This window comes from Mycolicibacterium brisbanense (genome assembly GCF_001570425.1).
GTDB classification, from domain to species: domain Bacteria; phylum Actinomycetota; class Actinomycetes; order Mycobacteriales; family Mycobacteriaceae; genus Mycobacterium; species Mycobacterium brisbanense.
Window position 1 is genome coordinate 30917 of record NZ_BCSX01000024.1, and the last position, 21918, is coordinate 52834.

General features: G+C 65.3%; 20 protein-coding genes. 11 read left to right on the forward strand and 9 right to left on the reverse strand.

Annotated features, from left to right (window positions below):
- Nucleotides 1–4 precede the first annotated feature (4 nt).
- Together RMCB_RS12805 and RMCB_RS12810 are read right to left on the reverse strand one after the other, a co-directional pair.
- Nucleotides 5–973 (reverse strand): PDR/VanB family oxidoreductase, encoded by a 969-nt coding sequence (locus RMCB_RS12805; RefSeq protein ID WP_062829088.1) that lies wholly within the window; start codon nucleotides 971–973, stop codon nucleotides 5–7.
- A 28-nt stretch (nucleotides 974–1001) separates the two neighbouring features.
- Nucleotides 1002–2354 (reverse strand): glutamine synthetase family protein, encoded by a 1353-nt coding sequence (locus RMCB_RS12810; protein ID WP_062829089.1) that lies wholly within the window; start codon nucleotides 2352–2354, stop codon nucleotides 1002–1004.
- Between the two features lie 230 nt (nucleotides 2355–2584).
- On the opposite strand from RMCB_RS12810, the gene RMCB_RS12815 reads away from it, so the two are divergent.
- Nucleotides 2585–3100, forward strand: coding sequence for a MarR family winged helix-turn-helix transcriptional regulator (locus RMCB_RS12815; RefSeq protein ID WP_029369519.1), 516 nt, complete (start codon nucleotides 2585–2587; stop codon nucleotides 3098–3100).
- A gap of 8 nt (nucleotides 3101–3108) precedes the next feature.
- Here RMCB_RS12815 and RMCB_RS12820 read toward each other — a convergent pair whose 3' ends face one another.
- Together RMCB_RS12820 and RMCB_RS12825 are read right to left on the reverse strand one after the other, a co-directional pair.
- Nucleotides 3109–3837: a gamma-glutamyl-gamma-aminobutyrate hydrolase family protein gene (locus RMCB_RS12820; protein WP_201028288.1), complete on the reverse strand. Its 729-nt coding sequence runs from the start codon at nucleotides 3835–3837 to the stop codon at nucleotides 3109–3111.
- A gap of 76 nt (nucleotides 3838–3913) precedes the next feature.
- A complete protein-coding gene (locus RMCB_RS12825) occupies nucleotides 3914–5917 on the reverse strand; it encodes a prolyl oligopeptidase family serine peptidase (RefSeq protein ID WP_062829091.1) in 2004 nt (667 codons plus the stop codon).
- A gap of 61 nt (nucleotides 5918–5978) precedes the next feature.
- Between RMCB_RS12825 and adh the strand changes: the two genes are divergently transcribed.
- From adh to RMCB_RS12850, 5 genes are all read left to right on the forward strand, one after another.
- A complete protein-coding gene (gene adh / locus RMCB_RS12830) occupies nucleotides 5979–7502 on the forward strand; it encodes an aldehyde dehydrogenase (protein WP_062829092.1) in 1524 nt (507 codons plus the stop codon).
- Nucleotides 7503–7504: 2 nt separating this feature from the next.
- Nucleotides 7505–7978, forward strand: coding sequence for a DUF779 domain-containing protein (locus tag RMCB_RS12835; protein WP_029369523.1), 474 nt, complete (start codon nucleotides 7505–7507; stop codon nucleotides 7976–7978).
- A 53-nt stretch (nucleotides 7979–8031) separates the two neighbouring features.
- Nucleotides 8032–9432, forward strand: coding sequence for a dihydrolipoyl dehydrogenase (gene lpdA / locus RMCB_RS12840; RefSeq protein WP_062829093.1), 1401 nt, complete (start codon nucleotides 8032–8034; stop codon nucleotides 9430–9432).
- Nucleotides 9429–9698: a hypothetical protein gene (locus tag RMCB_RS12845; protein WP_029369525.1), complete on the forward strand. Its 270-nt coding sequence runs from the start codon at nucleotides 9429–9431 to the stop codon at nucleotides 9696–9698. Before lpdA ends, RMCB_RS12845 begins: the two co-directional genes overlap by 4 nt.
- 87 nt (nucleotides 9699–9785) lie before the next feature.
- Nucleotides 9786–11135 carry an MFS transporter gene (locus RMCB_RS12850; protein WP_062829094.1) on the forward strand — a complete coding sequence of 450 codons (1350 nt, stop codon included), beginning with the start codon at nucleotides 9786–9788 and terminating at the stop codon, nucleotides 11133–11135.
- 11 nt (nucleotides 11136–11146) lie between these two features.
- On the opposite strand, the gene RMCB_RS12855 is transcribed toward RMCB_RS12850, so the two are convergent.
- Both RMCB_RS12855 and ramB read right to left on the reverse strand, forming a co-directional pair.
- A complete protein-coding gene (locus RMCB_RS12855; RefSeq protein ID WP_029369527.1) occupies nucleotides 11147–11698 on the reverse strand; it encodes a carboxymuconolactone decarboxylase family protein in 552 nt (183 codons plus the stop codon).
- 97 nt (nucleotides 11699–11795) lie between these two features.
- A complete protein-coding gene (ramB, locus tag RMCB_RS12860; RefSeq protein ID WP_062829095.1) occupies nucleotides 11796–13211 on the reverse strand; it encodes an acetate metabolism transcriptional regulator RamB in 1416 nt (471 codons plus the stop codon).
- A gap of 117 nt (nucleotides 13212–13328) precedes the next feature.
- On the opposite strand from ramB, the gene RMCB_RS12865 reads away from it, so the two are divergent.
- The 4 genes from RMCB_RS12865 to RMCB_RS12880 all read left to right on the forward strand — a co-directional run bounded on the left by RMCB_RS12865 (nucleotide 13329) and on the right by RMCB_RS12880 (nucleotide 17787).
- Nucleotides 13329–14150, forward strand: coding sequence for an acyl-[acyl-carrier-protein] thioesterase (locus RMCB_RS12865; RefSeq protein WP_062829096.1), 822 nt, complete (start codon nucleotides 13329–13331; stop codon nucleotides 14148–14150).
- A 254-nt stretch (nucleotides 14151–14404) separates the two neighbouring features.
- Nucleotides 14405–15691, forward strand: a complete 1287-nt coding sequence (gene aceA / locus RMCB_RS12870; protein WP_029369532.1) for an isocitrate lyase — start codon at nucleotides 14405–14407, stop codon at nucleotides 15689–15691.
- A gap of 216 nt (nucleotides 15692–15907) precedes the next feature.
- Nucleotides 15908–16768 carry a 3-hydroxybutyryl-CoA dehydrogenase gene (locus tag RMCB_RS12875; RefSeq protein WP_062829097.1) on the forward strand — a complete coding sequence of 287 codons (861 nt, stop codon included), beginning with the start codon at nucleotides 15908–15910 and terminating at the stop codon, nucleotides 16766–16768.
- 143 nt (nucleotides 16769–16911) lie between these two features.
- Nucleotides 16912–17787, forward strand: coding sequence for a cyclopropane mycolic acid synthase family methyltransferase (locus tag RMCB_RS12880; RefSeq protein WP_029369534.1), 876 nt, complete (start codon nucleotides 16912–16914; stop codon nucleotides 17785–17787).
- A gap of 76 nt (nucleotides 17788–17863) precedes the next feature.
- On the opposite strand, the gene RMCB_RS12885 is transcribed toward RMCB_RS12880, so the two are convergent.
- The 3 genes from RMCB_RS12885 to RMCB_RS12895 all read right to left on the reverse strand — a co-directional run bounded on the left by RMCB_RS12885 (nucleotide 17864) and on the right by RMCB_RS12895 (nucleotide 20419).
- Nucleotides 17864–18721, reverse strand: coding sequence for an endonuclease domain-containing protein (locus RMCB_RS12885; protein ID WP_062829098.1), 858 nt, complete (start codon nucleotides 18719–18721; stop codon nucleotides 17864–17866).
- Nucleotides 18722–18830: 109 nt separating this feature from the next.
- The gene (locus RMCB_RS12890) at nucleotides 18831–19709 is read right to left on the reverse strand and encodes a polyphosphate kinase 2 family protein (RefSeq protein WP_062829099.1); all 879 of its coding nucleotides are present in this window, start codon (nucleotides 19707–19709) and stop codon (nucleotides 18831–18833) included.
- Nucleotides 19710–19726: 17 nt separating this feature from the next.
- Nucleotides 19727–20419, reverse strand: a complete 693-nt coding sequence (locus RMCB_RS12895; RefSeq protein WP_029369537.1) for a TetR/AcrR family transcriptional regulator — start codon at nucleotides 20417–20419, stop codon at nucleotides 19727–19729.
- 106 nt (nucleotides 20420–20525) lie between these two features.
- Here RMCB_RS12895 and RMCB_RS12900 point away from each other — a divergent pair, with 106 nt between their 5' ends.
- A complete protein-coding gene (locus RMCB_RS12900) occupies nucleotides 20526–21860 on the forward strand; it encodes a DUF445 domain-containing protein (protein WP_029369538.1) in 1335 nt (444 codons plus the stop codon).
- Nucleotides 21861–21918 lie beyond the last annotated feature (58 nt).

Here is a 21918-nt window from a genome sequence, read left to right on the forward strand (position 1 = left end):
CCGGTCAGAGATCCAACGTGAGCCGCGCTGACCGGCAGCGGGACACACAGATCATCATGTATTCGTTCGACTCTCGTTCCTCTTCGTTGAGGACGGAGTCGCGGTGGTCGACATCGCCGTCGACGACCTCGGATTCGCAGGTGCCGCAGATACCTTCGAGGCATGAGCCCACGACGCTGACGCCGGCCTCCTTGCAGACTTCGAAGACGGATTTGTCGGCCGGTACGGTCAGCGTCAGCCCGGAACGTTGCAGCACCAGCTCGAACTCGGTGTTGCCCGGCGCGCCGGCCTCCGGCGTCTTCGCCACGAACCGCTCCAGGTGCAGGGTGCCGGAAGGCCATGTCGCGCAGCGTGCTTCGATGGCGTCGAGCAGACCCGTGGGGCCGCACGTGTACACCAGCGTGCCCTCGCGGGGCGTGCCGAGCGCGGCATCGAGATCGAGCAGGCCGCACTCGTCCTGGGGTACCAGGGTGACGCGGTCCCCATAGGGCTCCAATTCGTCCAGGAACGCCATGGATCCTCGGGTGCGGCCGCCGTAGAGCAGGTGCCAGTCGGCTCCGGCCGCGTCGGCTTCGGCGATCATCGGCAGCAGCGGGGTGATGCCGATACCACCGGCGATGAACAGATAGCTGCCTGCGGCGACGAGTGGAAAGTGGTTGCGCGGCCCACGGACTCGCACGGTCGAGCCGCTGCGTAGCTCGGAGTGCACGGCCTTGGACCCGCCGCGACTGTCGGGGGTGCGCAGGATGCCCAGCCGCCACGCGGACCGGTCGCCGGGGCTGCTGCACAGCGAGTACTGCCGGACGAGCTCGTCACCGAGCACCAGATCGACGTGGGCGCCCGGAGTCCACGGTGGCAACGACGAGCCGTCGGCGGCCGCCAGGGTGAGGGCCACCACGTCGTCGGCCACCACGTGGGAGTCCGTCACGACGAGGTCGGCTTCGAACTCGCGCACGATGGTTGGGGTTGTCATCGTTGTCCTCCGACTAACGGGTCGACGGTCACAGGTGGTAGGCGTACTCGCGGAACTCCCAGTCGGTGACGTACTGGCCGAACCGCTGCAGTTCGTTGCGCTTGTAGGCGACGAAGGCCGCAACGAATGTCGGGCCGAGCATGTCTGCGATGTCCTGGTCTTTTTCCAGCGCGTCGATCGCGGTGGCGAGATCCCCGGGCAGCATGTCGGCCTTGGTGGTGTCGTACCCGTAACCCTCCAACTTGGCAGGCGGCTGCAGGCCGTCCCGGATGCCGAGGTAGGCCGCAGCGAGCAGGCTCGCGATGGCCAGATAGGGATTGGCCGACGCGTCACCGAGCCGCAGCTCCATGCGGGAGGCGCGCCCACGTTCGGGCGGGATGCGCACCATCGCACTGCGGTTGTCCAGACCCCAGTCGATCAGCCACGGAGCCAGGGTGTCGGGACCAAAACGCTTGTAGGAGTTGATTGTCGGATTGTGCACCGCGGCCAGCGCCGGCGCGTGGGCCAGCACCCCGGCGATCGCCGAACGCGCGATGTCGGACAGACCGTCGGGCCCGTTCGGGTCGTCGAAGAGGGGCTTGTCGTCGTCGTCGACGGTGGAGAAATGGATGTGGAACCCTGAGCCGCCCTCGTCGTTGAACGGCTTGGCCATGAAGGTTGCCATCTTGCCGCTGCGACGGGACAGCTCCTGGACACCGCACTTGAAGCGGAATGCGCGGTCGGCCGCGTCGAGGGCGTCGGAGTGCCAGAGGTTGATTTCGAACTGGCCGCTGGAGAATTCGTGATTGGCCGCGACGACGTCGAGACCGTATGCGGAGAGTTGGCGAAGCGAGGCCAGCAGCGTGTTCTCGGGATCGCCCTTGAGCCCGGAGACGTACACGTTGCCGGTGCCCTCGCCGTACCGGCGCCAGCCACGTGGGTCGGTGGCGTCGGGCTCCAGAACGTAGAACTCCAGCTCGGGGCCCACCATCGGGCGCATCCCCAACTCGGCGAACTTGTCGATGACCCGCTTGAGCACGGCGCGCGGGCTCTCCTGCGAGGGGGTGCCGTCGGGATTGAAGACGTCGGCGATGACATGCGCGACGCCGGGTTCCCACGGCACGGGCCGCACGGTGTCCAGGTCGGGGAAGGCGACGATGTCGGGCAGGCCCGCTGACATGCCGCCCTCGATGTCGACGACGTCGCCCATCGGGGAGGTGCCGTAGACCGAGCGGCAGAAGGCGACGCCGTCGCCGACGGTGCGACCGAACCGCTCCACCAGCAGGTCCCGGCCACGTTCGGTTCCGATCAGGTCGGCGTAGCCCAGGCGGACCACGTCGATTCCGTCGGCGCCGAGTTGTTCGGCGACCCGGAACAGACCGCTCTCGTCGAAGTGACCCACGCTTCCGCACTCCCTTGTTGGTTGGGATTCAGGCTCCGTCGGCGACGTTGAGCGAACACCGTTGCAGGGGCACATCTACCGCTGCAATCGATTCGCCCGTGGCCGTCACCGCGCCACCTCTCGTGATATCGTTTGGGAACGAACGATTGAATCGTACGGGGCCGAATGACTATGTCAAGAGGTTTGCGCTTAATTCCCAGGCATCCTGGTGGCCGGGTAATCTTGGCCCCATGCCGGACCGCCACACCCTCGCCGAGACCGAGAAGGCGATGACCGACCACGTCAGTTCGCTGTCACTGGACTTCAAGGCAGCGCATGCGCTGTCGAGCCTGTTCCGGGCAGCAAACGCCGTGCGCCAGGAGCTCACCAACCGCGTGCTGCGCAAGCACGACATCACCTGGACCGGTTTCGTGGTGCTGTGGGTGGTGTGGATCTGGGACGGCATGGAGGCGCGGCACGCCGCGGAGTCGGCCGACATCTCCAAGGCCACGCTCACCGGCGTGGTGAAGACCCTGGAGGGTCGCGGCCTGATGGTGCGCGAGGGTGACAAGCATGACCGGCGCCTGGTGCGGCTCTTCCTGACTGCGGATGGGGTGCGGTTGATGGAGACGATATATCCCGAGTTCAACAGTGTGGAGTCCGAACTCGTCGCGGGCCTGCCGCCCCGTCAGCTCGCGAGTTTCACCCGCATCCTGCGCGACCTGGTCACGCACATCGAGGAGATCGACGCCGCCGAGCCGGCTTGAGTCGCCGGTCAGGCCGCCACCCGGTCACATGCTGCGTCGACGAACGCGCGAAACAGCGCCGCCTGGGCCGGATCGTCGGCCGCGGTGTCTTCGGGATGCCACTGCACACCGACGTACCACCCGTCGTGCGCCTGCAACTCGACTGCTTCGATGACGCCGTCGGCCGCGCGTGCCGTGGGGCGGAGGCCGTCGCCGAGCCGCCCGATGCACTGGTGGTGATAGCACGAGATGGTCGGTGCGGGGCCGACGATCTGGGCAAGCATGGCGTCGTCGGCGACCTCGATCGGATGGGTGACGTGGCGGTGATTGCCGCAGGCATCGTCCATGTCCTGGATGAGGTCTCCGCCGAGCGCGACGTTGACGATTTGATTCCCTCGACAGATGGCGAGCAGTGGGAGCCGCCGGTCCAGTGCGATACGGGCGACGGCGAGGTCGAAGGCGTCCTGTTCCTCGTCGACGTCGTAGGCCGAGGGGCTCGGGACGGCGCCGTAGCGGTGGGAGGCGATGTCGCCGCCGCCCGGCAGCAGCACGCCGTCGGCGAACCACAGCCGTGCGGCGACGTCGGCATCGCTGATCTGACCGGCGGGTGCGTACGGGTGGACGACGACCGGTTCGCCGCCCGCGGCGTACACCGACTCGGCGATCTTGCGGGAGACGACGCCGGCGCGGGACCGCAGGGCCGAGGCCGATTCGGAGAACCGGGCCGGGATGGCAATCATCGGACGCCTGACGGACACGGTGACTCCTGCCTGACGGGGATTGTTCGCACCCGAACGATACCGGTTCGGGATCTGCCCCGCCAGGGGTGTCGGGTCAGTCCCCGGTGCGACCCAGCTTCCGCCACAGGAACTCGTAGGTCAGCGCAGCCTTGAACGCGGCCTGCTTGTTGTCCGCGGCGCCGCCGTGCCCGCCCTCGATGTTCTCGTAGTACGTCACGTCATGCCCCGCGGCCTCAAGGGCCGCGGTCATCTTGCGGGCATGTCCCGGGTGCACGCGGTCATCGCGCGTCGAGGTGGTGATGAGGATCGGCGGATAGCGACGGTCACTCGAAATATTCTGGTACGGCGAGTATTTCGAGATGACCTCCCAATCGGCGGGATCGTCGGGGTCACCGTATTCGGCCACCCAGGACGCGCCCGCCAGCAGCAGGTGATAGCGCTTCATATCCAGCAGCGGCACACTGCACACCAGGGCGCCGAACAACTGCGGATACTGCGTCAGCATGACGCCCATGAGCAGGCCGCCGTTGCTGCCACCCGCCGCGCCGAGCTGTTCGACCGTGGTGATGCCGCGCCGCACCAGATCGGCTGCCACGGCGGCGAAGTCCTCGTAGACCAGGTGGCGGTTCTCCCGCATCGCCTGGGTGTGCCAGCGTGGGCCGTACTCCCCGCCGCCACGGATGTTGGCGGAGACGAAGGTGCCGCCGCGGGCCAGCCAGGTCCGCCCGATGCCTCCGGAATAGCCGGGAGTCAACGAACTTTGGAAGCCGCCGTAGCCGTAGAGGTACGTCGGGCTGGGTGCCGACCGCTGACCGACCACGTAATAGGGAATCGCGGTGCCATCCGCGGAGGTCGCGAAATACTGCGCGACGTCGATGCCGTCGGCGTCGAAGAACGCCGGGGCGGACTTGAGCTGTTTGAGTGAGCCACCAGCGGTTCCGTGCAGCAGCCGCGACGGTGTGATGAAACCGCTTGAGTCGTAGAAGACCTCGTCGCCGAGCGGATCGGTCTCGACGACGACGGTCTCGTCGCCCACGGGGATGCCCGGTGCGTCGACGCGCTCCCACGTTCCGGGCGTGACGATCTCGATGTGGCTCGCGACGTCGCGCCGCGTGACCAGCACCAGTTTGTCCTTGGTCCAGCTGGCCTCGGACAGGCAGCTGTGCTCGTCGGGCTCGTAGACGACGGTGAATTCGCGGTTGCCGGAAAGGAAGTCGTCGAACTTGGTGGCGAGCAAGCTGCCCGCCGAGTAGGTGACCTCGCCGACCTCCCAGTCGCTGCGCAGCGAGATCAGCATCCATTCGCGGTGCGTCGACGTCGTCGCGTCGGTCGGGACGTCGATGAGGATCAGTTCGCCGCCGCGGAGCTCATAGCGCAGCTTGTTGTAGAAGTCGGTGTAGCGGCCGACGCGGGTGTGCTCGAATCCGGGGGTCCGGTCCACGCTGGCGATCACGCGGATATCGGTCGGTTCGGCCTCGAATACGGTCTCGGCGCTCTCCAGCGGTTCGCCGCGGCGCCAGCGCTTGGCGATCCGGGGGTAACCGGATTCGGTCATCGACCCATCGCCGAAGTCGGTGCACACCAACACGGTGTTTTCGTCTTCCCACGTCACCGATGACTTGGCTTCCGGCAGTTCAAAGCCGCCCTCGACGAATTCCCTGGTGCGCATGTCGAATTCACGCACCACCGTGGCGTCCGCGCCGCCGCGCGACAGGCTGATCAACGCCAGCGTGTGCTCGGGTTCGATGACCTCGGGGCCTGCCCACACCCAGTTCTCGTCCTCGGTGCGCGCGAGTTCGTCGAGGTCGATGATCACGTCCCAGTCGGGCTCATCGGTGCGGTAGCTGTCCAAGGTGGTGCGCCGCCAGATGCCCCGCGGGTTCGCCTCGTCTCGCCAGAAGTTGTAGAGGTACTCACCCCGGCGGCCCACGTACGGTATGCGTGCGTCGGTGTCGAGTACCTCGAGCACCTGGTCACGCAGCTCGTCGAACCGGTCGCCACTGAGCGCTGCCACGGTCGCGTCGTTGTGTTTGCGGACCCAATCCAGGGCGTCGTCGCCGGTGATGTCCTCGAGCCACAAGTACGGGTCGTCTGCCACCTCAACATTGTGCCCGCGCGCGTAATGTGAGCTGTGTTACACCGCTCACGAGGAGTCCGTCATGACAGTGTTTTCGCGCCCGGGGGCTGCCGACGCCCTGATGTCCTTCGAGTCTCGCTACGGCAATTACATCGGTGGGGAGTGGGTGGCCCCGGCCGAGGGGCGGTATTTCGAGAATCCGACACCGGTCACCGGGCAGGTGTTCTGCGAGATCCCGCGGTCCACCGAGGCTGACGTCGAGAAGGCGCTCGACGCCGCGCATGCGGCCGCGCCCGCGTGGGGCAAGACCTCACCCGCCGAGCGCGCGGTGATCCTCAACAAGATCGCCGACCGCATCGAGGCCAATCTCGAATCCATCGCGCTGGCCGAGTCGTGGGACAACGGCAAGCCGATCCGCGAGACGCTCAACGCCGATATTCCGTTGGCGGTGGACCACTTCCGCTACTTCGCCGGCGCGATCCGGGCACAGGAAGGCTCGCTGAGCCAGATCGACGAGGACACCGTCGCCTACCACTTCCACGAGCCGCTGGGTGTGGTCGGGCAGATCATCCCGTGGAACTTCCCGATCCTCATGGCCACGTGGAAGCTGGCCCCGGCGCTCGCGGCGGGCAACGCCGTCGTCATCAAACCGGCCGAACAGACTCCGGCCTCGGTGCTGTACCTCTTCTCGCTGATCGGTGATCTGCTGCCGGCGGGCGTGGTGAACATCGTCAACGGTTTCGGGGTCGAGGCGGGCAAGCCGCTGGCCTCGTCCAACCGGATCGCCAAGATCGCCTTCACCGGTGAGACCACGACCGGCCGGTTGATCATGCAGTACGCGTCGCAGAACCTCATCCCGGTCACCCTCGAACTCGGCGGCAAGAGCCCCAACATCTTCTTCAACGACGTGATGGCGGCCGGCGACGACTTCCAGGACAAGGCCCTGGAAGGGTTCACGATGTTCGCCCTGAACCAGGGTGAGGTGTGTACCTGCCCGTCGCGCAGCCTGATCCAGGCCGACATCTATGACGAGTTCCTCGAGCTGGCGGCCATCCGCACCAAGGCGGTGCGGCAGGGTGATCCGCTGGACACCGAGACCATGATCGGGTCGCAAGCCTCCAACGACCAGTTCGAGAAGATCCTGTCCTACATCGAGATCGGCAAATCCGAAGGAGCGCGGGTGGTCACCGGCGGTGAACGCGCCGACCTCGGTGGTGACCTGGCCGGCGGCTTCTACATCCAGCCGACGGTGTTCGAGGGCAACAACAACATGCGGATCTTCCAGGAGGAGATCTTCGGACCCGTCGTCGCGGTGACGTCGTTCAAGGATTACGACGACGCCATCAGCATCGCCAACAACACTCTCTACGGGCTGGGGGCGGGCGTGTGGTCGCGGGACGGCAACACCGCCTACCGGGCCGGCCGCGACATCAAGGCCGGCCGGGTATGGACCAACTGCTATCACGCCTATCCGGCGCACGCCGCGTTCGGTGGCTACAAGCAGTCCGGCATCGGCCGTGAAAACCACAAGATGATGCTGGACCACTACCAGCAGACCAAGAACCTGCTGGTGTCCTACAGCAACAAGGCCCAGGGATTCTTCTAGATATGACGAGCAGAGCCCTCATCACCCAGGCCGCCGCCGACCTGCTGACGACCCTGCAGGAGCGGCACGGCGCGTTGATGTTTCACCAGTCCGGCGGATGCTGCGACGGGTCGTCGCCGATGTGCTACCCCGACGGTGATTTCATCGTCGGGGACCGCGACATCCTGCTGGGCATCCTCGACGTCGGCGATACCGGCGTGCCGGTGTGGATCTCCGGGCCGCAGTTCGACGCGTGGAAACACACCCAGCTGGTGATCGATGTGGTGCCCGGCCGTGGCGGCGGGTTCAGCTTGGAGGCGCCCGAGGGTAAGCGGTTCCTGTCACGCGGACGGGCGTTCACCGACGCCGAGATCGACGAACTCGCTGCGTCCCCACCGCTGACCGGGGCCGAATACGCGGCGGGGAAGCGTCCGACCGACACGGGAAGCCACATCGTCGCCGAGGCGTCGGACGCCTGCCCGGTGCCTCAGAGGTAGGAATCACCCGGATCGCGCAGTGAGGCTATTGCCCCGCCCACTAGGGTGAGGGCGTGACCCACTTTGACGTCGTCGTTCTCGGAGCCGGTCCCGGTGGATACGTCGCGGCTATTCGTGCCGCTCAACTGGGGCTGAACACCGCCATCATCGAACCCAAGTATTGGGGTGGAGTGTGCCTCAACGTTGGGTGTATCCCGTCCAAGGCGTTGCTGCGCAACGCCGAGCTGGCCCATATCTTCGCCAAGGAAGCCAAGACCTTCGGTATCAGCGGTGAGGCCAGCTTCGACTACGGCGCGGCATTCGACCGCAGCCGCAAGGTCGCCGAGGGCCGGGTGGCCGGCGTGCACTTCCTGATGAAGAAGAACAAGATCACCGAGATTCACGGCTACGGCACCTTCACCGGGCCCAAGTCGATCTCGGTGAAACTCAACGACGGCGGCACCGAGAACGTGACGTTCGACAACGCGATCATCGCCACCGGATCGTCGACCCGCCTGGTCCCCGGCACCACGCTCAGCGACAACGTGGTCACCTACGAGACCCAGATCCTGTCCCGTGAGCTGCCCGAGTCGATCATCATCGCCGGCGCGGGCGCGATCGGCATGGAGTTCGCGTACGTGCTCAAGAACTACGGCGTCGACGTCACCATCGTCGAGTTCCTGCCGCGGGCCCTGCCCAACGAGGACGCCGAGGTCTCCAAGGAGATCGAAAAGCAGTACAAGAAGCTCGGTGTGAAGATTCTCACCGGGACCAAGGTCGAGGGCATCGTCGATGAGGGAGCTGACGGTCCAGTTCGCGTCACCGTCAGCAAGGACGGCAAGACCGAAGAGCTCAAGGCCGACAAGGTGTTGCAGGCCATCGGGTTCGCGCCCAACGTCGACGGCTACGGCCTGGAGGCGGCCGGGGTGGCGCTCACCGACCGCAAGGCCATCGCGATCGACGAGTACATGCGCACCAACGTGCCGGGCATCTATGCGATCGGCGATGTGACGGCGCTGCTGCAGCTGGCGCACGTCGCCGAGGCCCAGGGCGTGGTGGCCGCCGAGACCATCGCCGGTGCCGAGACGTTGTCGCTCGGCGATTACCGGATGATGCCGCGCGCGACCTTCTGCCAGCCGCAGGTGGCCAGCTTCGGGTTGACCGAACAGCAGGCCAAGGATGAGGGCTACGACGTCGTCGTCGCGAAGTTCCCGTTCACGGCCAACGGCAAGGCCCACGGCCTGGCCGACCCGACCGGGTTCGTCAAGCTCATCGCCGACAAGAAGCACCTGGAACTGCTCGGCGGGCACCTCATCGGACCGGATGTGTCCGAACTGCTGCCCGAGCTGACGCTGGCCCAGAAGTGGGATCTGACCGCGCACGAACTGGCGCGCAACGTGCATACCCACCCGACCCTGTCCGAAGCGCTGCAGGAATGCTTCCACGGCCTCACCGGCCACATGATCAACTTTTGAGAAACGAGATCATTGCCGGTATCGGCGGATTGGTCGTCGGCCATATCCTGTGGCTGACGGCCATTTCGCTGGCCACCGACAGCGGCTACGTCAACCAGTGGGTGTTGGTGGTCGCTGCGGTGTCGTTCCTGATCGCCGTGGCGGCCGGTCTGCTGGGTAGGCGCAAGTACCAGCAGAAGGCCTACGAATGGGCGGCGTTCCTGTGGCTGCTACCGGTCTCGCCGGTGCTGTTCTCGATCGCCGTGCTCGGGGTGACGTACCTCTAGGTCATTGTGTGATCGCACAACGGTAGGGACTGTATTTCGAGCATCCGTGCGGTTCTCGTTCGGTATCCGCTGGGCAAATGTCGATGTATGTCATCTAGTAGTGGCCTGATCGACGACGCGCCGTTGACTGCATTCCACAAGAAACTGACGGTGTATTCCTCCGGTGGGCCGTTCATCGACGGCTATGCCATCGCGATCATCGGCTTCACCTGGGCGACGATGAGCAAGTCATTCGTCGTCACCGCCGCCGACAAGGGCATGATCGCCGCCGCCGTCCTGGTAGGCATTTTCGTCGGGGGCGGCCTGTTCGGCTGGGTGACCGACAAGGTCGGCCGCCACGTCATGTACATTCTGGATCTTGTTGCGCTGGCGGCATTTTCGCTCGCCTGCCTGTTCGCCACCGAGGTGTGGCAGCTCGTGCTGCTCAGGTTCCTCATCGGCATGGCGATCGGTGCGGACTATCCGATCGCCACCTCGCTGCTGGCGGAATACCTGCCTGCCAAATACCGCGGGCGCATGCTCGGCGCGACGTTCGTCGTCTGGGCCATCGGCGCCACGGCCGCCCCGGCAGTTGCCATGGTGTGCAGCCATTTTGCCGGTGACAACGCCTGGCGGTGGATGCTCGCCAGCCCCGCGATTTTTGCCCTCGTGACGCTGTTCCTGCGGCTGGGTACGCCGGAGTCGCCCCGTTGGCTCATCAGCAAGGGCCGCGTCGAGGAGGCCGATCGATCCATCAAGCAGGTCTTCGGCCCCAACTACGGGGTGGCCGATCTCGGTGAGCCCGAATCTTCTGGGCGCGCGACGTTCTGGTCGGTCTTCAAACCGCCCTACCTGACTCGGACCCTCTTCGTCAGCCTGTTCTGGATGTGCCAGGTCATCCCGCTGCTGTCCATCTACTCGTTCTCGTTCGACATCCTCGCTGAGGTCGGCATCACCGGAAACGGAGCCGAGGTCTTCCTCGCCGCGCTGTTCGTCATCGGCGGCATCCCTGGCCTGCTGCTGGTCGACCGCATAGGCCGCAAGGCGTTGTTGATCTACACCTTCACCGGCATCGGCATCATTTGGGGTGTTGCCGGCCTGATCCCCGGTCTGCCGGTGATGGCCGTCTTCGGGGCGGTGTGTGCGTTTGCGTTGCTGTCCGGAGGCTCCAATTTCCTGGAGATCGTCTATCCGAATGAGCTCTTCCCGACCGAGATCCGCGCCACCGCAGTAGGTATCGGAACCGCGGCCAGCAGAATCGGTGCGGCGGTGGCCGTTTACCTCATGCCGCTTGCGCTCGACAAGGGGGTCAACTGGGTGCTGCTGGCCGGTGCGGCCATCTCGTTCGTCGGACTGGCCGTGACCGTCGCATGGGGTGTCGAGACGGCGGGACGTTCGCTCGGTGAGGCGGCGAACGCCAAGTCCGGATCACCCGAAGAAGAGCCGGTCAGGCGCTGACACCCGGCGGCTCAGTCCGGGAAGTCCAGCGGGATCCGCAGCGTCGCCATCGTCGCGGCGAGCGCGTCGTATTGTCCTGCCAGCATGCAGAATTCGATGAGCTGTGTACGGGTGAGGATCCCCGAGAGCGCGGCCCAGGTCTCCGACGACATCGAGCGGGTGACGACGAATTCGTCGGTCGCGGTGATCAGTATGCGCTGCCGGTCGGTGAGTCCCGCGGCGTCAGGACCCTCGAAGATGCGAGCCTGGGTTTCACGGTCCACCCCGCGGCTGCGGGCCAGGCGGCGGTGCTGCTGCAACTCGTACTCGCAGTCGCGAAGGTGCGCGACGCGCAGGATCACCAGTTCGGCGTCCTTACGGGTGAGCTTGCCGAACGGTCCGAGCAGCAGCCCTGCCGACGGCAGCCACGCCAGGAACAGGAGTTTGTGCTGCCCCAGCACGTTGAACAAGGTGAACCGCGGTGCCCGGATGGCCCGTGCTCCTGCCTTGGCGATGACCCAGTTGATCGGCCCCAGCTCCCGGAATCCTCCCGGTGCGATGCGGGCGGGCTCAGTTGTGCTCACCTAGCCGAGTCTGGCACACCTGGCGACACTACGGTTTGTGGTGCGATTTCGACGATTAGGCGCCAGAAACCGTAGTGTCGGCGGCGAGTGCGCACTATCAGGACTTCTTGACCAGATACGGCGACACCGTCGAGCGGTGCTCATCGATGTCCAGAGCCCGGCCGAGCGCGGGAAATGCGCGCTGCGGGCAGTTGTCGCGTTCGCACACCCGGCATCCGGAGCCGATGGGCGTGCTGACCTCGCCGGAGACGTCCAGGCCATCGGAGTAGACCAGCCGGCTGGCGTGGCGCAGCTCGCAGCCCAGACCGATCGCGAAAGTCTTGCCGGGCTGGCCATATCGCGAGGCGCGACGCTCCACGGTCCGGGCGACCCACATGTAGTTGCGTCCGTCGGGCATCTGGGCGACCTGCACCAGGATCTTGCCGGGATTGCCGAACGTCTCGTAGACATTCCACAGCGGGCACGTGCCGCCCGACGACGAGAAGTGAAAACCGGTGGCGGACTGGCGTTTCGACATGTTGCCGGCCCGGTCGACGCGGACGAACGACAGCGGGACACCGCGCATCGACGGTCGTTGCAACGTCGAAAGGCGGTGGGCCACCGTCTCGTAGCTCACCGAATAGAACGCCGACAGGCGCTCGACGTCATAGCGGAAGTTCTCGGCGACATCGTGGAATTGCCGGTAGGGCAGCACGGTGGCGGCCGCGAAGTAGTTGGCCAGTCCCAGCCGGGCGAGCTTGCGGGACTCGTCGCTGGTGAACATGCCCTCGGTGACCTGCGCGTCGATCAGGTCGCCGAACTCCAGATACGCCAGCTCGGCGGCGAGCTTGAACACGTACTGTCCCGACGAGAGATGCCCGCCGATCTCGAGAGTCTTGGTCTGCGGGTCGTACCGGTGCATCACGTTGTCGCCGAGGTCGATACGCCTGACGATGCGCACGCCGTGCACCATGGTGAGCCGCTCGGAGAGCTCGCGCGAGAGCTCGGCGCGGTGCATCCGCATCCGGATGGTGAAATCCTCTGCGGCGGTGTCGAGTTCGTGCAGGTAGTTCTGCCGCTGGTAGAAGAAGTCGCGAACTTCCTCGTGGGGCATGGTGATCGCGCCGGTGCCGCTGCTGTCGGAATACCGGCCCTCGGTCACCGCGGCCAGTTGCGTTGTGGTGAGCCGATACCGCTGGTGCAGATTGACCATCGCCCGCGCCAGCGTGGGATGGGTGTTGACGATGTCGGCGACCTCGGCGACGTCCACATCGATGCCGAGGTCGCGGTCCATCGTCACCTCGCGTAGTTCGGCGACCAGGCGCGTGTCGTCGTGCGACGCGAAGAAGGTGGCATCTACGCCGAACACCTCGGTGATGCGCAGCAACACCGCCACCGTGAGCGGCCGCACATCATGCTCGATCTGATTGAGGTAGCTGGGGGAGATGTCGAGCATCTGCGCCAGCGCGGCCTGGCTGAAACCGCGTTCACTGCGCAGTTGTCGCACCCTCGAGCCGACGAAGGTTTTTGCCACGTCAACCAGCGTAACAACGCTGTGAAGCCCAGCTTCGCATTCTTGGCAGAACGGTCCTTGGGGCTGCCTCGGGCTGCCTGGCATGATCGGTCTGGACGAGCGATTGGGGAGATCGAGATGACGGGTTCCGCGGATAAGCCGAAGGCCGGACTGGGCAAAGTCATGATGCCGGTACCGGATCCTCATCCCGACGTCTTCGACAGGGAGTGGCCGCTGCGGGTCGGCGACATCGACCGCGTGGGCCGGCTGCGGTTCGACGCCGCGTGCCGCCACATCCAGGACATCGGGTCCGATCAGCTGCGGGAGATGGGCTTCGAGGAGACCCACCCACTGTGGATCGTCCGGCGGACCATGATCGACCTGATCCGTCCGATCGAGTTCCAGGACATGCTGCGGATGCGGCGTTGGTGTTCGGGGACGTCGAACCGGTGGTGCGAGATGCGGGTGCGCATCGACGGCCGTAAGGGCGGGCTCATGGAATCCGAGGCGTTCTGGATCAACATCAACCGCGAGACCCAGGGGCCTGCCCGCATCTCCGACGACTTCCTCGAAGGTCTGCGACGGACCACCGACGAATCCCGGCTGCGGTGGAAGCCCTACTTGAAGCCGGGCAGCCGTGAGGACGCCGTCGAGATCAAGGAATATCCGGTCCGAGTGTCGGACATCGACCTCTTCGACCACATGAACAACTCGGTCTACTGGACGGTCATCGAGGACTACCTCTACTCCCATCCGGAGCTGCTCGCCGGACCACTGCGGGTGGCCATCGAGCACGACGCGGCCGTGGCTCTCGGCGAGAAACTGGAGATCCTCTCTCACGTGTACCCGGCGGGGTCGACGGACAAGTTCGGGCCGGAGCTGTCCGATCGCACTGTTATAACGCTCACATATGTGGTCGGCGACGAGGCCAAAGCCATCGCCGCACTGTTCTCCCTCTGATCATCCCCGGTTTAACAGTACGAGCGTACTGACCTGCGTAAATCGGTTACCGCTGGGTAGCTTCTGAACCGGTACAGCCATCATGTTTCTTCGCAAACTTCGCAAGTTAACGCTGCCATTTGGCGAAAATTGGCAACTTAAACGGGTGGACCTGCGGATATGGGCTGTGTCATCGTCGGATTAGCACATCAGTGAAGCTGCTGCGGCGTTAACAAGTAACGGGCGGCGGTGAACAAACCGAAGGAGCAGTCCCTATGTCGACCGTGGGCACCCCCAAGTCACCGGAACAGATCCAGCACGACTGGGATCACAACCCCCGCTGGAAGGGCATCACCCGCACCTACACCCCGGAAGACGTCGTCGCACTGCAGGGCCACGTCGTCGAGGAGGCCACCCTGGCCCGCCGTGGCGCCGAGGTGCTCTGGGACCAGCTCCACAACATGGACTTCGTCAACGCGCTCGGTGCGCTGACCGGCAACATGGCCGTGCAGCAGGTTCGCGCCGGTCTCAAGGCCATCTACCTCTCGGGTTGGCAGGTCGCCGGTGACGCCAACCTCTCCGGCCACACCTACCCCGACCAGAGCCTGTACCCGGCCAACTCGGTGCCGCAGGTCGTCCGCCGCATCAACAACGCGCTGCTGCGCGCCGACGAGATCGCCAAGGTCGAGGGCGACACCTCCGTCGAGAACTGGCTCGCCCCGATCGTCGCCGACGGTGAGGCAGGCTTCGGTGGCGCGCTCAACGTCTACGAGCTGCAGAAGGCCATGATCGCCGCCGGTGTCGCCGGTTCGCACTGGGAAGACCAGCTGGCCTCGGAGAAGAAGTGCGGCCACCTCGGTGGCAAGGTGCTGATCCCCACCCAGCAGCACATCCGCACCCTGACCTCGGCCCGCCTGGCCGCCGACGTCGCCGACGTGCCGACGGTCGTCATCGCCCGCACCGATGCCGAGGCCGCCACCCTGATCACCAGCGACGTCGACGAGCGCGACCGCCCCTTCATCACCGGTGAGCGCACCGCCGAAGGCTTCTACCGGGTCAAGAACGGCCTGGAGCCCTGCATCGCCCGCGCCAAGGCCTACGCGCCCTACTCCGACCTGATCTGGATGGAGACCGGCACCCCGGACCTGGAGCTGGCCAAGAAGTTCGCCGAGGGCGTCAAGAGCGAGTTCCCCGACCAGATGCTGGCCTACAACTGCTCGCCGTCGTTCAACTGGAAGAAGCACCTCGACGACGCGACCATCGCGAAGTTCCAGAAGGAGCTCGGCGCGATGGGCTTCAAGTTCCAGTTCATCACGCTGGCCGGCTTCCACGCCCTCAACTACTCGATGTTCGATCTGGCCCACGGCTACGCCCGCAACCAGATGAGCGCCTACGTCGAGCTGCAGGAGCGCGAGTTCGCTGCCGAGGAGCGCGGCTACACCGCCACCAAGCACCAGCGTGAGGTCGGCGCCGGTTACTTCGACCGGATCGCCACCACCGTCGACCCGACCAGCTCGACCACCGCGCTGGCCGGCTCCACCGAAGAGGGTCAGTTCCACTGAGCTTGCGAAGTGGAACCGACAAGCTGGAGCCACTGAGCTTGCGAAGTGGAACCGACAAGCTGGAGCCACTGAGCTTGCGAAGTGGAACCGACTAGCCGGAGCCACTAAGGCCCGGTCACCGCTCGCGGTACCGAGCTAGTTGACAGCGGCAGGCCTCGCTCAGAATTCTTGGGCGGGGCCTGTCGCATGTCCGGATCTTGAGACGAAAGTGAGAGCGTGAGCAATCAAATAGAACGAGTGGGTGTTATCGGCGCCGGGCAGATGGGCGCGGGCATCGCCGAGGTGTCGGCGCGGGCCGGTGTCGACGTCCTGGTTTTCGAGACCAATGACGACCTGGTCACCGCCGGACGCAACCGCATCACCAAGTCGTTGGAGCGTGCCGTCAGTGCGGGCAAGGTCACCGAGCGGGAGAAAGACAACGCTCTGGCAAACCTCAAATTCACCACCAGCATGGCCGATCTCGCCGACCGGCAACTCGTCGTCGAAGCGGTCATCGAAGACGAGAACGTCAAGGCCAAGATCTTCGCCGAGCTCGACCGGGTGATCAGCGATCCCGACGCCGTGCTGGCGTCCAACACCTCGAGCATCCCGATCATGAAACTCGCAGCCGTTACCCAGAACCCCGCAAGGGTGCTGGGCCTGCACTTTTTCAACCCGGTGCCGGTGTTGCCCCTGGTCGAACTCGTTCCCACGCTCGTCACCAGCGACCATGCCGCTTCGCGAGCCGAGGAATTCGCCGGTTCGGTGCTGGGGAAGCAGGTCGTGCGGTGTGCCGATCGGTCCGGTTTCGTGGTCAACGCGTTGCTGGTTCCGTACCTGCTCGCGGCCGTGCGGATGGTCGAGGGCGGGTTCGCCACGATCGAGGACGTCGACAAGGCGGTGGTCGCCGGACTGTCGCATCCGATGGGGCCGCTGCGGCTCTCTGACCTGGTCGGCCTCGATACGTTAAAGCTGATCGCAGACAAGATGTTTGAGGAGTTCAAAGAGCCCCTCTACGCCGCTCCGCCGCTGTTGCTGCGCATGGTCGAGGCAGGGCAACTGGGCAAGAAGTCCGGCAAAGGGTTCTACACCTACTGAACGGACCCGCGCTGGCACTCAAGGCCGCGCTTAGCTACCCTACCTTCAGTAGGGCCTGCTGGCTCGGTTTTGAGTCCGCGCGGCGCCACGCGCCGGCTGGGCCGGTTACTTGTCAGCAGAGAAACGTAAAGGGTTACCGTCGCATGTCACAAGCCGATTCCGATCTCGCTCCGTACTACGAGGAGTCGCAGTCGATCTACGACATCTCCAACGAGTTCTTCGCCCTGTGGCTCGGGCCGACCATGGGTTACACCTGCGGTTATTACGAGCGCGAGGACATGACGCTCGATGAGTCGCAGAACGCCAAGTTCGACCTCGCACTCGGCAAGCTCGATCTGAAGCCGGGCATGACCCTCCTCGATATCGGCTGCGGCTGGGGCGGTGCGCTGGAGCGTGCCGTCACCAAATTTGACGTCAACGTAATTGGTATCACGCTGAGCAAGGCGCAGTCGGAGTGGGCTCGCGAGCGGCTGGCCAAGATCGAGACCAACCGCACCGTCGACATCCGGCTGCAGGGCTGGGAAGAGTTCGACGAGCCCGTCGACCGGATCGTCTCGATCGGCGCGTTCGAGGCCTTCAAGGCCGAGCGTTACCCGATCTTCTTCGAGCGCGCCTATAGCATCCTGCCGGAGAACGGCGGCCGGATGCTGCTGCACACGATCCTGGCGCACACCCAGCAGTTCTTCCGCGAGAACGGCATCAAGCTCACGATCAGCGACCTGAAGTTCATGAAGTTCATCGGGGAGGAGATCTTCCCCGGTGGGCAGCTGCCCGCGGTCGAGGACATCGAGAAGCTCGCCGACGACTCAGGCTTCAAGCTCGAGCGCACGCATCTGCTGCGGCCGCACTACGCACGCACGCTGGACATGTGGGCGGCCAACCTGGAGGCGGCCAAGGACGAGGCCATCGCCATGCAGGGCCAGGAGGTCTACGACCGGTACATGAAGTACCTCACCGGTTGCGCGGACTTCTTCCGTCGCGGCATCACCAACATCGGGCAGTTCACGCTCGTCAAGTAAGTCTCTTCTTCGCCGAGGCTACGGTTCTTGGCGCGATTTCTCGGATTTCGCGCCACAAACCGTAGCCTCGGTGCATTCAGCGGGGGTATCCCGCCCCATGCAGTGCAGCCCAGGTGCGGGCGACGACCTCCGGGCCCCGGTATCGCAGTTGCCGGGCGCTCACCCGCACGATCGTCCAGCCGCGCGACGCCAGAAATTCCAGCCGGACGATGTCGTTCTCATGGTCCTGCGGGTTCGTCCAGTGTTGAACACCGTCATACTCGACGCCCACCATCCAGTCCGGCCAACCCATGTCGATTCGCCGGCGCACCCGGCCCCACTCGTCAGCAACCGGAATCTGGGAGACGGGACGGGGCACCCCGCCGCGGACGAGCAGCAGACGCAGCCGGGTCTCCTGCGGGGATTCGGCTCCCGCGTCGGCAAGATCGAGGGCGCTGCGCAGCCGCCGGATACCGCGGGCGCCCGGGTAGCGCTCGGCGACGCTCCTGACGCGCACCACCCCCACGTTGGTCACGTTGAGCAGTGCATCGATCTGGATGATCGCAGTGTCGAGTGGTCGGCGGCGCCCGATGTCGTAGCACGTGCGGGCGACGCTGGTGCAGGTCATACCGTCGACGATGTCGACTTCGTCGTCGGCGAGACCGCCGGTGTGGACGAGAATGCCCGGGGGAGATGGTTGCCGGACGCGGGCAAGCTCCGCCGGCGCATCCTCGGGTAGCCAACGGCTGCCGTGTACCGCCGCCGCGGAGTACCCGGCCAGGGTTGCGCGGCGGCCGGACCACAGCCACGCAGCAGTAGCCCTCGACGCCGCGTCGAGCGTGAAATCTTTTGGTATGTAGATATTTTGGTGAAGTTTGCGATAGCTGGTCCGAAGTGCGTACCGGGTGACGGCGCCGGCGGCGAGTGCCTCGGTGCCCACGATGATGTCCCCCACATCGATATTCGACGCAGTGGGTGCCCGCCCGGTTCCCCACTCGCGACACTACGGTTTATTGCGCGATTTGACGGATTTCGCGACATAAACCGTAGTGTCGGCGGGAGATTCACGCCGAGGCGAGCCTGCGCTTTTCCGCTTCCACGTCGAAATCGGCTGGGGGCCAGGACAAGTCGAATTCTTTGAGCGCCTCGATGAGAAGCTCGAGGATGGCCAGCCGGCTGTACCACTTGCGGTTGCAGGGCACGATGTGCCACGGCGCGTAGTCGGTCGACGTCCGGTCCAGCATCGCCTGGTAGGCCTCCTGGTACTGCGGCCAGAGCAAGCGTTCGTCGATATCGCCCGGGTTGTACTTCCAGAACTTGTCGGGGCGGTCCAGGCGCTCGGCCAGCCGCCGCTTCTGCTCGTCGAGTGAGACGAACATCGCGACCTTGACGATCTTGGTGCCGGAGTCGACCAGCTCTTTCTCGAACGCGTTGATCTCGTCGTAGCGGGCTTCCCAGACGTCGGGCGGCACCAGGTTGTGCACGCGGACGATCAGCACATCCTCATAGTGCGACCGGTCGAACACGCCGATGTGCCCGGCGGGCGGCAGGGCCTTGCGGATGCGCCACAGGTAGTGGTGTGCCAGCTCCTCCTCGGTCGGCTTGCCGAAGCTGGCATACCTGATGCCCTGCGGATTGCCAGCTCCCACAACGTGTTTGACGATTCCGCCCTTGCCCGCGGTGTCCATGCCCTGCAACACCAGAAGCAGTGAGCGGGTGTCGCCGGCCCGGCTGCCCGCGTACAGCATCTCCTGCAGGCCCGCGAACCGGGTGTTGCGTTCGGCCTGCAGTTCGGGCGCGTCGCGCTTGGATCCGGTGAATCCGGGTGTGGCGTCGGGATCGATGTCGACGACCTTGTCACCGGACCGGAACTCCAGATGGTGGTGTGGCTCGTGGCTCCACTGCGCCGGCAGATCGTCATCGGACTTGTCGCTGGTGCTCACGCGGCCTAGTCAAGCAGCTACGGCGGCAATACCGGGGAAGGATGCGGTTGCGAGTTGAATTTCTCCAGCGATCCGCCGACCTCGACGATGCCGCACAGCGCGTTCCACGACAGCATCGTCAGGTAGTCGATGAGCTCATCGGAGGTCATCCGCGGATTCGACATCCACGAGTGGGTGGCCAGCTGCACACCGCCGACGGTGTGGAACGCCCACGCCTCGGCGCCGCCGGTGTCCATCCCCGCGTCGGCCATGCGGCGGCGCAGCATCACCGCGAGCATGCGCGCGATGATCTGCTCGGAATCGGCGACCGCCTTGCTCTTGCTCGCCGAGTTGCTCGTCATGACGAATTGGTAGGGCTCGGGTTCGGCGGCCACCGTCTCGACGTAGACCTTGATGATCTCGCGGGTGAGGTCGAAGCCGTCGAGGTTCGACGTCAGCGCCGCGGCCATGTTGGGGATCAGCGTGGTCTGCGCGAACCGCATCATCACCGCGGTGGTGAGGTCGTTCTTGTCGACGAAATAGCGGTAGAGCACGGTCTTCGAGACACCGATTTCGGCAGCGATCTCGTCCATGCTGACGTTGCTGCCGAGCCGGCGGATGGCCTCGAGAGTGCCGTCTACCAGCTCATTGCGGCGCTCCACCTTGTGTTGGTGCCAGCGCCGCTTTCGCCCATCGGTCTTCACCGTCGCCGGCGGAGTCTGCTGTGCCACTGTCGCGGTAGTCCCATTCCCTAGTTCCACTTGATAGTACGGCGAAACAACCGCCTCCGGCCCCTGGGATCGAGCCTCCGGGCATGCCTTTGTGGATGATGGAGGCGTGGCACATAGATCCGAAGCAGGTTTGCGTGCGCTTCCTGCTCCGCGAGCGAGTTTCGCCGAGACACTGGCCGGTGCCGATCCGACGGCTGATGCCGAGCGCCGGCGCGGTTTGCGACGGATGAAGGCTGTGGCCCTCGGTTTCCTGCTGGGCGCCACCGCGGTCTATCTGGTGTGCACCTGGGCAGAATCCCGCGGCGCCGCGGCGCCGCCGTGGGTCGGGTATGTGCGCGCGGCGGCCGAAGCGGGCATGGTGGGCGCGCTGGCCGACTGGTTTGCCGTCACGGCACTGTTCCGGCATCCGCTGGGCATCCCGATCCCGCACACCGCGATCATCAAACGCAAGAAGGACCAACTCGGCGAAGGGCTCGGCACGTTCGTGCGGGAGAACTTCATGTCACCGCAGGTCATCGAGACCAAGGTGCGCGACGCGGAGATCGCAGGCCGGCTCGGCAAATGGCTCTGCGACCGCTCCCACGCCGAGCGCGTGGCCTCCGAGAGCGCGACCGTGCTGCGCGTCGGGGTGGAGTTGTTGCGCGACGAAGACGTGCAGCACGTGCTGGATCGCATGATCGTCAAGCGCATCGCCGAGCCCAAGTGGGGGCCGCCGATCGGCCGCGTACTGGCCACCCTGCTGGCCGAGGGCCGGCAGGAGGCACTGATCCAGCTGTTGTGCGACCGTGCGTTCCAGTGGTCGCTCAACGCGGGCGAGGTCATCGAGCGGGTGATCGAACGTGACTCTCCGACCTGGTCGCCGCGGTGGGTCGATCATCTCGTCGGCGACCGGATCCATCGTGAGCTGATGGACTTCACCGACAAGGTGCGGCGCAATCCCGACCACGAACTGCGCCGGTCGGCCACCCGCTTCATGTTCGAGTTCGCCGACGATCTGCAGAACGACGACGCCACCATCCAGCGCGCCGAGAACGTCAAAGAGCAGATCATGGCCCGCGACGAGGTGGCCCGGGCCGCCGAGACGGCGTGGGACGCGGCCAAACGGATCATCGGCGAGTCGGTCGACGATCCGTCGTCGGCGCTGCGGACCCGGATTGCGGACTCGGTCATGCGCATCGGGGAGTCGCTGCGCGACGACGCAGAGCTGCGCGACAAGGTGGACAACTGGATCGTGCGGGCCGCAAAACACCTGGTCGGCGAGTATGGGACGGAGATCACAGCGATCATCACGGAGACGATCGAGCGCTGGGACGCCGACGAGGCGAGCCGCCGTATCGAACTCCATGTGGGCCGTGACCTGCAATTCATCCGGATCAATGGCACCGTGGTAGGTGCGCTGGCGGGACTGATCATCTACACGATCGGTCAACTACTGTTCTGACCTGCGCTAGCAGGTGCTTGCAATTGTTAGCACTAGGTCGTACCGTGGGTTTTGTCAG

Bases quoted from the DNA above. Each gene is read 5' to 3' on its own strand.
- RMCB_RS12805 (WP_062829088.1), bottom strand. From the start codon at position 973: ATGACAACCCCAACCATCGTGCGCGAGTTCGAAGCCGACCTCGTCGTG.
- RMCB_RS12815 (WP_029369519.1), top strand. From the start codon at position 2,585: ATGCCGGACCGCCACACCCTCGCCGAGACCGAGAAGGCGATGACCGAC.
- RMCB_RS12880 (WP_029369534.1), top strand. From the start codon at position 16,912: ATGTCACAAGCCGATTCCGATCTCGCTCCGTACTACGAGGAGTCGCAG.
- adh (WP_062829092.1), top strand. From the start codon at position 5,979: ATGACAGTGTTTTCGCGCCCGGGGGCTGCCGACGCCCTGATGTCCTTC.
- RMCB_RS12835 (WP_029369523.1), top strand. From the start codon at position 7,505: ATGACGAGCAGAGCCCTCATCACCCAGGCCGCCGCCGACCTGCTGACG.
- RMCB_RS12865 (WP_062829096.1), top strand. From the start codon at position 13,329: ATGACGGGTTCCGCGGATAAGCCGAAGGCCGGACTGGGCAAAGTCATG.
- RMCB_RS12850 (WP_062829094.1), top strand. From the start codon at position 9,786: ATGTCATCTAGTAGTGGCCTGATCGACGACGCGCCGTTGACTGCATTC.
- aceA (WP_029369532.1), top strand. From the start codon at position 14,405: ATGTCGACCGTGGGCACCCCCAAGTCACCGGAACAGATCCAGCACGAC.